The 13,490-nt window shown below is 65.9% G+C and carries 8 protein-coding genes; 3 read left to right on the top strand and 5 right to left on the bottom strand.

What is annotated here, in order from left to right; translation table 11 throughout:
* Positions 1 to 127 precede the first annotated feature (127 nt).
* Both GH681_RS18385 and parC read left to right on the top strand, forming a co-directional pair.
* Positions 128 to 277, top strand: coding sequence for a hypothetical protein (locus tag GH681_RS18385; RefSeq protein ID WP_153162994.1), 150 nt, complete (start codon positions 128 to 130; stop codon positions 275 to 277).
* Between the two features lie 141 nt (positions 278 to 418).
* A complete protein-coding gene (gene parC, locus GH681_RS18380; protein WP_153162993.1) occupies positions 419 to 2,788 on the top strand; it encodes a DNA topoisomerase IV subunit A in 2,370 nt (789 codons plus the stop codon).
* A 66-nt stretch (positions 2,789 to 2,854) separates the two neighbouring features.
* On the opposite strand, the gene GH681_RS18375 is transcribed toward parC, so the two are convergent.
* The gene (locus GH681_RS18375) at positions 2,855 to 4,519 is read right to left on the bottom strand and encodes an ATP-binding protein (protein WP_153162992.1); all 1,665 of its coding nucleotides are present in this window, start codon (positions 4,517 to 4,519) and stop codon (positions 2,855 to 2,857) included.
* Between the two features lie 520 nt (positions 4,520 to 5,039).
* Here GH681_RS18375 and GH681_RS18370 point away from each other — a divergent pair.
* Positions 5,040 to 7,937, top strand: coding sequence for an EAL domain-containing protein (locus GH681_RS18370; RefSeq protein WP_153162991.1), 2,898 nt, complete (start codon positions 5,040 to 5,042; stop codon positions 7,935 to 7,937).
* A 65-nt stretch (positions 7,938 to 8,002) separates the two neighbouring features.
* On the opposite strand, the gene GH681_RS18365 is transcribed toward GH681_RS18370, so the two are convergent.
* The 4 genes from GH681_RS18365 to GH681_RS18350 form a co-directional block, all read right to left on the bottom strand.
* Positions 8,003 to 9,184 (bottom strand): acetylornithine transaminase, encoded by a 1,182-nt coding sequence (locus tag GH681_RS18365; protein WP_153162990.1) that lies wholly within the window; start codon positions 9,182 to 9,184, stop codon positions 8,003 to 8,005.
* Positions 9,185 to 9,248: 64 nt separating this feature from the next.
* Positions 9,249 to 10,514, bottom strand: a complete 1,266-nt coding sequence (locus tag GH681_RS18360; protein ID WP_228111976.1) for an MFS transporter — start codon at positions 10,512 to 10,514, stop codon at positions 9,249 to 9,251.
* Positions 10,515 to 10,832: 318 nt separating this feature from the next.
* Complete coding sequence (locus GH681_RS18355) at positions 10,833 to 12,287, bottom strand: NAD-dependent succinate-semialdehyde dehydrogenase (protein ID WP_153162989.1); 1,455 nt, start codon at positions 12,285 to 12,287, stop codon at positions 10,833 to 10,835.
* 211 nt (positions 12,288 to 12,498) lie between these two features.
* The gene (locus GH681_RS18350; RefSeq protein ID WP_153162988.1) at positions 12,499 to 13,434 is read right to left on the bottom strand and encodes a transporter; all 936 of its coding nucleotides are present in this window, start codon (positions 13,432 to 13,434) and stop codon (positions 12,499 to 12,501) included.
* Positions 13,435 to 13,490 lie beyond the last annotated feature (56 nt).

Below are 13,490 nucleotides of genomic sequence, written 5' to 3'. Positions count from 1 at the left end.
ATCGGCCGACCGATGCGCTGTTGAAGTTCCTGCAGGCTCTTTGATTATGCGCAGCCGGTATGGGCGGGGCGCCGCGGATCGGGCGGCCCGCCGCCGGCGACTCAGCATAATCGCGGACTGGACATAAATGTGCCCCATCGCCAGCGATCCGATCTTCGTGGCGCGGGTGGAGACCGACGGGTTGCAGGTGGAAACCCCCGCCGGCGGCTACCCGCTGGGCTGGCTGGATGTGGGCGCGCTGGCAGCCGCGCTGTCGCCGGCCGCCGTGCCCGCCTGAGCCCCCGCACGAAAAGCGCGTCCGGACTGCTTTTCAGCGATTTGAATCAGCGGTGCCTGTGGTATTTTTGCGGCCTTTGTCGCGCCCGACGGGCGCCAGCAACCCAGGCGGCCCCGCGCCGCCAGCCGCAAGCACCGCACCATGAACAACACCCCGGATCTCTTCGACGCACTGCCTGACGCCCCCGACGCCCCAGCCGGCGGTGGCGAGCCGCCCGCGCCGCCCGTCACCCCGCTACTGGGCAGCGATGACGCCCTGCCCCTCGACCTTTACGCCGAGCGCGCCTACCTGGCCTACGCGATGAGCGTGGTCAAATCCCGTGCCCTGCCTCAGGTGGAGGACGGCCTCAAGCCGGTTCAGCGCCGCATCCTCTTCTCGATGAACGAGATGCGCCTCGCGCCGGGCTCCAAGCACGTCAAGTCGGCCCGGGTGGTCGGCGACGTGATCGGTAAATATCACCCCCACGGCGACTCGAGCGTGTACGACGCGATGGTCCGGGTGGCCCAGGATTTCTCGCTGCGCTACCCCCTGGTGGATGGCCAGGGCAACTTCGGCTCGCGGGACGGCGACTCGGCCGCGGCGATGCGCTACACCGAATGCCGCCTCACGCCCATCGCCGAGCTGCTGCTCTCCGAGATCGACCGCGGCACGGTGGATTTCCGCCCGAACTACGACGGGGCCTTTGAAGAGCCCCAGCTCCTGCCGGCCCGCCTGCCCTTCGTGCTGCTCAACGGCGCCTCGGGCATTGCGGTGGGCATGGCCACCGAGATCCCGTCCCACAACCTGCGCGAGGTGGCCGACGCCGCCATCCACGCCATCGAACACCCGGAAGCGACCGTCGCCGACCTGATGACCCACATCAAGGGGCCTGATTTCCCCGGTGGCGGGCAGATCATCTCGCCCGCGGCCGACATCCGCGCCGCCTACGAAACCGGCCGCGGCAGCCTCAAGCTGCGCGCCCGCTGGGTGATCGAGGATCTGGCCCGCGGCCAGTGGCAGCTGGTGGTGAACGAACTGCCGCCGGGCGTATCGGCCCAGAAGGTGCTGTTCGAGATCGAGACCCTGACCAACCCGCAGCCCAAGACCGGCAAGAAATCCATCGACCCGGATCAGGCCCAGCTCAAGGCGCTGATGCTCGGCGCGCTCGACCGGGTGCGCGACGAATCCGGCAAGGATGCGCCGGTACGGCTGGTGTTCGAGCCCAAGAGCCGCAACCAGGACGTGGCCGAGTTCGCCAACCTGCTGCTGTCCCACACCAGCCTCGAGACCTCGGCGTCGATCAACCTGGTGATGATCGGCCTGGATGGCCGGCCGGCCCAGAAGAGCCTCGCCGACATCCTCCACGAGTGGGGCCGCTTCCGCATCGGCACCGTGCGCCGGCGCACCGCGCACCGGCTGGGCCAGGTGAACGACCGCATCCACATCCTGGAAGGCCGTCACATCGTCTTCCTGAACATCGACGAGGTGATCCGCATCATCCGCGAGTCGGACGACCCGAAGGTGGCACTGATCGCCCGCTTTGACCTGAGTGACCGGCAGACCGAGGACATCCTGGAAATCCGCCTGCGCCAGCTGGCCCGCCTCGAAGGCATCAAGATCGAGCGCGAGCTGCTTGAACTGCGTGGCGAGAAGACCGACCTCGAAGCCCTGCTGGGCGACGAGGGCAAGCTGCGCCGGCTGGTGGTGAAGGAGATCAAGACCGACGCTACCAAGTTCGGCGACGCGCGCCGCACCCTGGTGGAAGAAGCTGCCCGCGCCGGCGTCACGCAAACCGTGGTGGACGAGCCCGTCACCGTGATCGTCTCCGAAAAGGGTTGGGTGCGCTGCCGCAGCGGCCACGGCGTCGATCTGGCCAACGTGGCCTTCAAGGACGGCGACCGCCTGGGTTCGGCCTTCGAGTGCCGCAGCGTGGATTCGCTGATCGCCATCACCGACGGGGGCCGTGCGCTCACCGTGGCGGTTTCGACGCTACCCGACGGGCGCGGCAACGGGGCGCCGCTGGCGTCCTTCGTCGAGCTGCCGAGTGGCGCCAAGATCGCCCATGTGCTCGCCGGCCCGGCCGACAAGCGGGTGCTGCTGGCGAGCGTGGATGGCTACGGCTTCCTGTGCAAGCTCGGCGACATGACCGCCACCAAGCGTGCCGGCAAGCAGTTCGTGTCGGTGGATGCGGGCGGCAAGCTGCTCGCGCCGGTGCTCTTCGACGGTGCCGACAATCAGCATCTGGCGGCGCTGTCGTCCAGCGGCAAGCTGCTGGTGTTCCCGCTGGATCAGATGAAGGAGCTCTCCGGCGGTGGGCGCGGCGTCATCATCATGGCGCTGGATGAGGGCGACACCCTGGCCGCCACCTGCGTCGCCACCAACGGGCTCACCCTGCTGGCCGCCACTCGTGGTGGCAAGGCGGTGGAGTTTGCGGTATCGCCGAAGGACTGGGAGCCGTGGCTGGGCAAGCGCGCCAAGAAGGGCAAGCCCGCGCCGGGCCGCTCCCAATCAAACGGCCTGCGCGGCGACTAAGCCGGACGGCCGAAAAAACGCAGGGAAAACGGGGGGCGGATCGCTCCCCGTTTTTGTTGCTGGCGCTCAGTCGCCCAGCGGCAGGCGGACGATGAACTCGCTGCCCTTTTCGAGTTCGGAGCGCACATTCACCGAGCCGCCCATCAGATCCACCAGCTCCTTCACCAGCGCAAGGCCCAGCCCGGTGCCCTGATGGCGCCGGGTCAGGAAGTTGTCGGCCTGGCTGAAGCGCTCGAACACGTGGGACAGCATGTCCGGTGCGATGCCGCAGCCGCTGTCGGCCACGACAAATTCCAGCTCGTCGCCCACTCGCGAGACGCGGACTTCGACACGCCCGTGGTCGGTGAACTTGATCGCGTTGCTGAGCAGGTTGTTGAGCACCTGCACCACTCGCGTCGCATCGCAGACGAAGTCGGCCGGCAGATCGTCGGCGAGCGTCACGGCCAGTTCCAGGCCCTTCTTGGCGGCCGGCGGCTGATAGGTGCGGACGATCTTGTCGATGAGTGAGCGCAGGGGCTCGGGGCGCATCACCAGCTCCGTCTTGCCGGATTCGATCTTGGCCAGATCGAGGATGGAGTTCACCAGATCGAGCAGGTGTTCGCTGCTGTCGAGGATCACGCCGGCGAACTCCTGGTTCTCGCCGGTGGTGCTCTCCCGCAGGAGCTCGGCGTAGCCCATGATGCCGTTGAGCGGCGTGCGCAGCTCATGGGACATGGACGCGAGGAACTCGGACTTCATCCGGTTGGCCGATTCGGCCTTGATCTGGCTTTCGCGGAACTGGGCGGTGATGCGGTACTGCCTGTCCAGCAGGCGCATCGCGATGCCGCCGAAGAGCAGCACGATCAGCGTCGTCGCGAACGCGAAGACCTGATAGCCGAACCGTCGCGAGCGGAACTCGCTGAGCGCGTTGTCCTCGGTGACGCCGACCGCGACGATCAGCGGATACTCGGTGAGCGCCCGATAGCTGTAGAGGCGGTTGACACCATCGGACACGCTCGTGGTGCGGAGGCTGCCGACCGGCTTCTCGCGAAGCTGGCGCATCAGCGCGCTCTGGGACAGATCCTGGCCGACGGTCATGTTGTCGCCGGCCCGCCGGGCGCGGGTGATGCCGTCGAGCCCCACCAGTGACACCACGCCCCCCGGACCGAGATCCACGCCCCGGTAGAAGTCGGAGAAGTAGAACGGGTCGACGGAGATCACCACCACCCCGCCAAAACTGCCGTCCGGCTTGTTGATGCGCCGGGTCATCTGGATCGACCACTTGCCCGAGGCGCGGCCGAGGATCGGCTTGCTGATGAAGAGCTGGTTGGTGTCCTTCTCCTTGTGCACCCGGAAGTGCTCCCGGTCGGACAGATCCATCTGCTTGTGGTTGGGCAGATTGCTCAGGATGTAGATGCCGTTCTCGTCGATCACCCCCAGCTGGTTGAAGATGTTGCTGATGATCATCCCTTCGCGCACGTATTCGGCGATGTTCACCTTGTCACCGTAGCGCTCGTACTGGAACTTCAGGAACAGCACCGCCTGATCGACGCTCTTGATCGTCCGGATCGTGTGCTCCTCGAAGGCTCGGGCGAGGTTGAGATTTTCGGTGTAGACGGCCTTGATGACCATCTCCTCTTCGGTCGTGGCCTTGTAGACCACCGCCCCCCAGACAAGGAGGATGGGCAGCACCATGAGGGCGATGATCGGCAGAAAGAGGCGTCTGCGCTCGATGCGATTGGCGAGAGGCATGGGGCTTCCCAGGCAATGTTGGGGGTATGCAATCCACCCGGATTCCAGAATCGGCCAGCCGTGGTGCGCTCGCTGCGGGTTGCAGGACGGCGTGCCCTGCCCGGCTGCGTCACGAGGGGCATGGAGCGCGGGGTCGATCCGGGTGCGGGGCATCTCCGACTTGCCGCTGGCGTGATACGGCCGAGGCGATAGGGCCATCACTAGGGTCTTGATGTCTATAACGGCATGTCGGAACCGTTTTTCACCGACAACTTCATTCGGGTACAAAAAAACCAGGAAAAGTCGAACGCGGCCGGGCTGGTGATGAAGGCCTCACGCCCCGACAGCCCGCGCCTTTCCTCACCTTTCGGGCTGCGCATGCAGTGCCGCCGACGGCCGGAAGATGACGCCGGATGATGAATATTCCACACCCCGTCACTTTAGCCCCGGCGACTCCGGCCGTTAAAAGAGGTTGCGAGATCGGGCCTGTAGCCCCTTTCTCGATCAAAGAATAATTGATGCCCCCCAACCCCGAGTGTTCATGAGAATCCGCGTCACCGACCGAAATCTGCCCCGTCTGCACCTTGCAGGCACGCTGATCGTCGTGGTCGTGATGGCGCTCGCCCTGGGCGTGAGCTTCCTGCTCATCGGCATGACCGAGCATCAGCGCTTCTTCAAACGGCTCGAAGACAGCTTCGCCACCAAGAAGCAGGAGCGCCTCGCCACCGAGATGTCGGCAGCCATCGGATACATCGACTTCGCCCAATCCCTGACCGAAAGCACGCTCAAGGCCGCGCTCAAGGAGCGGGTCTCGATGGCCATGCAGACCGCCCAGGCGATCTACGACCGGGAGCACGGCCGGCGGCCCGAGGCCGAGGTCAAGCGGCTGATCATCGAGGCCTTGCGGCCCCAGCGTTTCTTCGACGGCGGCGGCTACTTCTTCGTGGACGACATGGAGGGCCGATGCGTCCTCCTGCCGATTGCACCGGAACGGGAAGGCTCGTCCCTTTGGGACAACCAGGACGACACCGGTCACTACATCATGCGTGGCCTGATCAACGCGGTGAAGGAAGGCGATGGCTCGGGCTATTCGTCCTACCGCTGGTACTCGCCGGGATCACCCAAGGCGATGTCCGACAAGCTCGCCTACGTGGCGCACTTCGCACCCTACGACTGGATCATCGGCACCGGAGATTACCTGCAGCGCTGGCACGACATGCGCCTTCGGGAAGGCCTGGAACGCCTTCGGGCCTGGAAGTTCGGCGACACCGGCCACTTTGCCGTGTTTGGCCTCGACGGGAAGATCCTGCTCCAGACCCAGTGGCCCGAACACGAAGGAAAGCATTACACCAGCGTCGGCACCGACGAGATGAAGCGTATCCGCGGCGAACTCATCGCCCTGGGCGCGAAGGGCGGCGGGCTGGCTGAATATCCCTGGAACCGGGTCGATCCCGGCAAGGCGGGCGAGCGTGGCGAGATCGGCAACCGCACCTCCCTCGTCAAGGTATATAAGCCGTGGAACATCGTGGTGGTGGCGTCCTTGTTCGAGCAGGAGATGGAGCCCGCGATTGCCGCAGAGCGCACCGCCATCATCGAGTCCGTGTCGAGCCGCCTGCCCTTCGTGGCGCTGGCTGCGGGCATGGCGCTGCTGCTGGCGATCGTCGCGTCCTATTTCTTCTCTCGCTGGATCAGCCGGCAGTTGCGCGCCTACACCCAGCGGATCGATGCTCACGCCCAGACCCTCGAACGTCAGGCCAAGGCGCTGCATCTTTCGGCACGGGTTTTCGAGACCAGCCGGGAAGGCATCATCATCACCGACCCCGAAACCCGCATCCTCGCCGTCAATCCGTCATTCTGCGAGATCACCGGATTCGCTGCCGACGAAGTCATCGGCCAACGCCCCACCCTGCTCGCCTCCAGCCGCCACGACAAGGCTTTCTACCGGGCGATGTGGAAGACGATCCGCGCCACCGGCACCTGGAGCGGCGAGATCTGGAACCGCAAGCGCGACGGCACGGTGTTTCCCGAGCAGCTCACCATCTCCACGGTGCGCAACGGCAGGGGCGAGGTGCTGCACTACATCGGCACCTTCCTCGACGTATCCGAGCGCAAGGAAGCCGAAGACCGGATCCGCCAGCTGGTGGAGTTCGATCTCCTCACCCGCCTGCCCAACCGCGCCCTGCTGAACGACCGCCTGACCCAGGCCATCGCCATCGCCGAGCGCGAGAAGAAACGCGTCGCGGTGCTGGTGATCGACATGGACCGCTTCAAGACGGTGAATGACTCCCTCGGCCACGCCACCGGCGACGAGATCCTGCAGGAAGTCGCCGCCCGCCTGCGTCGCCTGGTGCGCCAGAGCGACACCGTCAGCCGCATGGGGGGCGACGAGTTTGCGGTGGTGCTGCCGGCCCTCGACCAGCCCGCCAACGCCCTGCCGGTGATCCGCAAGATCTGCGAGGCGCTGGGCGAGCCGTATCTGGTGCGCAACCAGGATTTCCACATCACCCCGAGCATCGGCGTGTCGCTCTTCCCCGACAACGGCACCGACGCCGAGACCCTCATCAAGAACGCCGACGCGGCGATGTACCACGCCAAGGATGTGGGCCGGAACAACTTCCAGTTCTTCACCGCCGACTTCAACCAGTGGGCCACCAACCGCCTGCACATCGAAAACGGCCTGCGCCACGCCCTCGCCCGCAAGGAGCTGGTGCTCCATTACCAGCCCCAGGTCGATCTGGCCTCGATGCGCATTGTCGGCTGCGAGGTGCTCCTGCGCTGGCAGCCCCAGGGCGAGGCGCTGATCCCGCCGGACCGCTTCATCCCCATCGCCGAAGACACCGGCCTCATCGTTCCGATCGGCGCCTGGGTGCTCGACGAAGCCTGCCGCCAGCTGGCCGAATGGGACGCCCAGGGCACCGCACCGATCCGTCTGGCGGTGAACGTCGCGGTGCCTCAACTGCGCCAGCCGGATTTCGTCGACTACGTGCGCGACACCCTCGCCCGCCACGGGCTGAGCAACGCGCGGCTGGAGATCGAAGTCACCGAAAGCGTACTGCTGGATCAGGACGAGCGCATCCGGCATACGCTCGAAGGGCTTGTCGAGCTGGGCATCATGCTGTCCCTCGACGACTTCGGCACCGGCTACGCGAGCCTCTCTTACCTGCGCAACTTCCGCTTCGATGTGCTGAAGATCGACCGCTCGTTTGTATCCGAGCTGCACCGCAACCCCGACGACATCACCCTGATCCGCGCCATCATCAGCATTGCCCGGGACATGTCGCTGCTCACCATCGCAGAAGGCATCGAATCGGCCGAGCAGTGCGCGATCCTCAACGAGCTCGGATGCCGCGTCGGCCAGGGCTTCCATTTCTCGCGGCCGGTGCCCGCTGCGGCGATGGGCGAGCTGATCGCCCACGACTACATCGAACTCACCGCGTAAACAAAAAATGGCGCCGGGTTGCGGCGCCATCTTTATTGCCTGACCGGATCACCGGCCAGCGCGGCTTACTTCTTCAGCAGCACGTCGAGGGCTTCGATCATCTGGTCGATCTCGCCTTCGCTCACGTTCAGCGCGGGCATGAAGCGCAGCAGGTTCGGACGCGGGGCGTTAAGCAGCAGGCCCTGCGGGTCCATCTCCAGCGCCGCCTTGACGATGGCCGGGCCGCGGTCGTCGTCGAGGATCAGCGCGCGCAGCAGGCCGCAGCCCCGCTCGCCCTTCAGGCCGTGCTTCTCGGACAGCTCGAGCAGGCGCTTCTTGAGGTATTCGCCGCGGGCCTGCACCGACTCCAGGAAGCCTTCCGACAGCAGCTTGCGCAGCACCGCCACGCCCACCGCCGCCATCAGCGGGTTGCCGTTGTAGGTGCCGCCCTGCTCGCCCGGCTCGAAGCAGGCGACGGATTCGGTGGCCAGCAGCGCAGCCAGCGGCACGCCGCCGCCGATGCCCTTGCCGAGGGTCATGATGTCCGGCTCGATGCCCGACTGCTGATAGGCGAACAGGGTGCCGGTCCGGCCCATGCCGGCCTGCACTTCGTCGACGATCAGCAGGATGCCGCGCTCGCGGGTGAGCTTGCGCAGGGCCTGCATGAATTCGGGCGACGCGGGGATCACGCCGCCTTCGCCCTGCACCGGCTCCAGCATCACGGCGACGGTCTTGTCGGTGATGAGGGCCTCGACGGAGGCGATGTCGTTGAGGTCAGCCTTCGGGAAGCCCGGCACCTGCGGCGCGTACATCACGTCCCAGCCGGCCTTGCCCGAGGCGGACATGGTGGCGAGCGTACGGCCGTGGAAGGAGTGGTCGAAGGTGATGATCTCGTAGGCGCCGTTACGGTGCAGCTTGCCCCACTTGCGGGCCAGCTTGATCGCGCCTTCGTTGGCTTCGGCGCCGGTGTTGGCGAAGAACACGCGGTCGAACACCGAGTTGGCGGTGAGCAGGCCGGCGAGCTCGACCATCGGGCCGTTGTAGAAAGCCGGGCTGGGGTTGAGCAGGGTCTTCGCCTGCTTCACCAGCGCGTCGGTGATCTCGGCGGGACAGTGGCCGAGGCAGTTGACCGCCCAGCCCTGGATGAAATCGAGGTAGCGCTTGCCGTTGTGGTCGTACAGCCACGCCCCTTCGCCGCGCTCGAACACGAGATCGGGGCGGTTGGTGATGTACATGAGGGAAGCGGTGTCAAACTCTCCGTAGCGCATGGGTGGCTCCAAAATTCATGAACCTGCAAGTATACCGGCCCAAGGTGAAGAACATGTGTTCGGATCACCCAGTCGTGCTTTCCGATGCGAGATTGACGAGCCGCCGGCTGCGGCTGAGCAGAAAGACCACGAAGGCTGCCAGCACCACGCCCTCCCACAGCAGAGTGTGGCCGGCGCCGATCGTCCCGGCGATGAAGCCGGCCAGCAGGCCGCCCAAGGCATCGAAACCGAAGCGCGCCGAGGTGAAGAACGACACCACCCTGCCCCGCAGCTTTTCGGGCGCCATGCCCTGCATCAGCATGTTGATGCCCACGTTACACACCGAGATCCCGAAGCCAAGCCCGGCCATTGCGACCAGCGCGACCGGCAGCGAACCGGCCAGCGCAAAAGCGATCAGCGACGCCGCGCTGATGATCACCCCCGCCACCACCGCCCGCATCACCGCATGGAGCTGCCGGTGGTTGGCGAGCACGATGGTCGACGCAAACGCCCCGCAGCCCGCCGCGCCCCACAGCCAGCCGAGGGTCGTTGCGCCACCCGCGAATACATCCCGGGCAAACACTGGTAGCAGTACCGCGTAGGCCGAAGCCGTCAGATTGAGGGCGATCAGGGTGACGATCAGCATGCGGATCTGCCAGGTGTGCCAGGCGTAGGTCACCCCTTCGCGGAACACCTGCCCCATCGACCCCCTGGCCCGCGGCGGCTCGATGCCTTCGATCAGCGTGAGCCCGACGATCAGCGCCAAAAAAGAGAAGCCGTTGATCGCAAAACACGCCGCCTCGGACGTGAGCCCCAGCAACAGCCCGGCCAGCGGCGGCCCGACGAAGCGCCCGGCGTTGAACAGCATCGCGTTGAGCGCCAGCGCGTTGGGCAGATGCTCCCGCTGGCCCACGAAGCTGCCGATCAGCGACTGGCGCAGCGGCGTGTCGAAGCTGTTGAGCAGCCCGAGCACGAGGGACATCAGGATGATGAGCGCCGGACCGATCATGTCGAGCGCCGTGAGCGTGGCCAGCACGAAGGCCTGCAGCGCCAGCAGCGACTGCACCCCGATCAGCCAGCGGCGCTTGTCCTGCTTGTCGATCCACGCCCCGGCCAGCGGGCCGACGACAAGCTGTGGGATCAGCGCGCAGAAGGCCGTCACGCCCAGCAGCGCCGCCGAACCGGTGATCCGATAGACCAGCCACGACAGCGACACCTGCTGAATCCACGAGCCGAGGATCGAGATCGCCTGACCGAGAAAGTAGAGCCGGAAATTGCGATGGGCCAGGGACCGCATGGATGCGGGCCAGCGGCGTCCGGCCGGGGCCTGGGGCGTCGGGGTGGAGGTCATGAAGTCGTCGATGAATGTTGCTGGCCGGCTTGGTCGCGGCCTTACTTGCCGCAGGGTAGCGGAAAAGCGCCGGGAACAGCGGGCCCAAAAGCCGACGGCGACGAGACGGGTCTGACCCCGCTCGCCGCCGTCCTGCCTTGCATCTGATTGACCGGCGCGATCAGCGCTTGTTCCCTGATCCGGATGACTTTTTTCCGTCGTCCCTGCTCGGCAGCGCATTGCGGGCGGCCTTGTCCGCATCGTAGGCCAGCACGCCAGCCGCAGGGCAGGCCCGCGTTCGCCGGCCTGGGCAAACTTCGGGCTCGAAGCGTCGTGCGCTTACAGCCCGCCCAGGGCGAGGTACTTGGTTTCCATGTACTCGTCGAGGCCGTGGCTGGAGCCTTCCCGGCCGATGCCCGAGAGCTTCACGCCGCCAAAGGGCGCCACTTCGGTGGAGATCAGCCCGGTGTTGATGCCCACCATGCCGTACTCCAGCTGGCGCGACACGCGCCACACCCGGGCGTGGTCCTTCGAGTAGAAATACGCCGCCAAGCCGAACTCGGTGTCGTTCGCCATGTGGATCGCCTCGTCCTCGGTCGTGAAGCGGAACAGCGGCGCCACCGGGCCGAAGATCTCCTCCTTCGCCACCGCCATCGCCGGGGTCACGTCGGCCAGCACGGTGGGTTCGTACCAGGTACGGCCGAGGGCATGGCGACGCCCGCCGGACACCGCCCGGGCGCCCTTGCCCAGCGCGTCGGCGACGAGTTCCTCGACCTTGGCGATGGCCGCGTCGTCGATCAGCGGGCCCTGGGTGACGCCCTCCTCCAGCCCGTTACCCACCTTGAGGCCGGCGACGGCATCGGCCAGCTTTGCGGCGAAGGTGTCGTAGATGCCGTCCTGCACCAGGAAGCGGTTGGAACACACGCAGGTCTGACCTGCGTTGCGGTACTTGGAGGCGATCGCGCCGGCCACTGCGGCGCCCACATCGGCGTCGTCAAAGACGATGAAGGGCGCGTTGCCGCCAAGCTCCAGCGACAGCTTCTTGATGGTGCCGGCGCACTGGGCCATCAGCAGCTTGCCCACCGGCGTGGAGCCGGTGAAGGTGAGCTTGCGCACGATGGGGCTGGCGGTCATCACGCCGCCAATGGCGCTGGCCTTGCCCGTGACGACGCTGAACACGCCTTTCGGCACGCCGGCCCGTTCGGCCAGCTCGGCCAGGGCCAGGGCCGACAGGGGCGTCTGCTCGGCGGGCTTGAGGACGATGGTGCAGCCCACGGCCAGGGCCGGGGCCACCTTGCGGGTGATCATCGCCGACGGAAAATTCCACGGGGTGATCGCCGCACATACGCCCACCGGCTCCTTGGTCACGACGATCTGGCGATCCTTGAAGGGCGACGGAATGACCTCGCCGTAAGCGCGCTTGGCCTCCTCGGCAAACCATTCCACGTAGGCCGCGGCGTAGGCGATCTCGCCCTTGGCCTCGGCGAGCGGCTTGCCCTGCTCGGCGGTCATCAGCCGGCCCAGGTCATCCTGATTGCTCATGAGTAGATCGAACCAGCGGCGCAGGATGCGGCTGCGTTCGGCAGCGGTGGTGTTGCGCCAGGTCTTGAGGGCCTGGTCGGCGGCGGCGATGGCGCGCTCGGTCTCGGCAGCACCACAGCGGGGCACGCGGGCGATGGTCTCGCCAGTGGCCGGGTTGGTCACGGCGATGGTCTCGCCACTGTCGGCCGCCACCCAGGCGCCGTCGATGTAGCAGGCCTGACGCAGCAGGCTCGGGTCTTGAAGGTTCAGCATGAAACAGGTCTCCTCATGTTCTTGGCGCAGGCCGCCGGGCGCTCACGGAGCGTGATTCTGCGCGGGTCTGCGGCGCGCCGCCAGCACAAACAGCGCCTCAAAAAGCAGCACAAAAAAAGCCAGCCGGTTTGCACCGACTGGCTTTCAATTTTTTGCACTGCAAACCCGGAAGTGCAGCCCCCTGCCCTTCCGGGATTCCTTCAGGTCGTGATCACAGCGGGGTGATCAGCTTGAACCACAGCTTGTCGCCCTGGAAGCGGTTCTCGACCATGGTTTCATGCTGCCACTGGCCGATGAACATGGTGCCGGTCTTGGTGGTGTACTTCACGCTGGGACCGAAGGCGAAGACCTGGCCCTTGCGGCCGGCGGAGATCAGATCAGTCACGCCCGCAACGGTCGTTCCGTTCTGCTTGTCGTTGGTCAACTGCTTAAGGTAGTAGCCACTGATACCAAAAGCCCACTCGCCCACGTGCTTGCCGACGACGTAGTCCATGTGGAACTCATCGCCCGACTTGTACTTGGTGTCGTCGTTGCGGGTCTTAGTGTTGTACATCAGCTTGGCGGAGACTTCCCAGCCGCCCTTCGGCAGCCAGGTCACGGCGTAGATCGGCTCGAAGCTGTAGTAGTTGGCGCCGATGCTGGTGCGCGGGTCGTTCTTGTCGTAGGCGCCGGTGGGCAGGTTGATGTCCAGGCCGAAGGCGGTGTGCAGCTCGGGGCTGTGGTGCCAGGTGATCACGAACGGGTCGATCGTAATGTCGCCGATCCCGAACTTGCTGGCCGAACCCACCGTGCCCGGCAGGTTGCCGATGCTCTGGTTCACGATCGGCAGGATCGCGTGCATGGCCCAGTTGCCACCGAGCACCTGGGTGTTGGTGACGTGCACCACACGCAGGGCGTCGAACACCGCATTGACGCGGGCTTCCTTGTTGTTGGTAGCCAGATGCTTGACGGTGTCTCCGCCGCCATCCTTCAGCGTGCCGCCGTAGTAGCCGAAGTAGTTGATGAAATAGGTGCCCGGCGGCGGCAGCGCGCCGGCGTACCAGTTTTCGGCACCGTTCGGGTACTGGTCGCCGCCTTCCTTGGCCTGGGCAACGCCACCGGCCATGAGCAGTCCGCCGACGAGTGCTGCGATGAGTGACTTCTTCATGTTTCTCCTCCTTGTGGTTATCTGATCGAGTTGTTCTGCTGCGGTACTGCGCCGCT

This window comes from Zoogloea sp. 1C4 (genome assembly GCF_009469605.1).
In the GTDB taxonomy this organism is placed as follows: Bacteria; Pseudomonadota; Gammaproteobacteria; order Burkholderiales; family Rhodocyclaceae; genus Zoogloea; species Zoogloea oryzae.
Note: the sequence above shows the minus strand (reverse complement) of the source record. Positions and strands in the feature narration are given on the sequence as shown.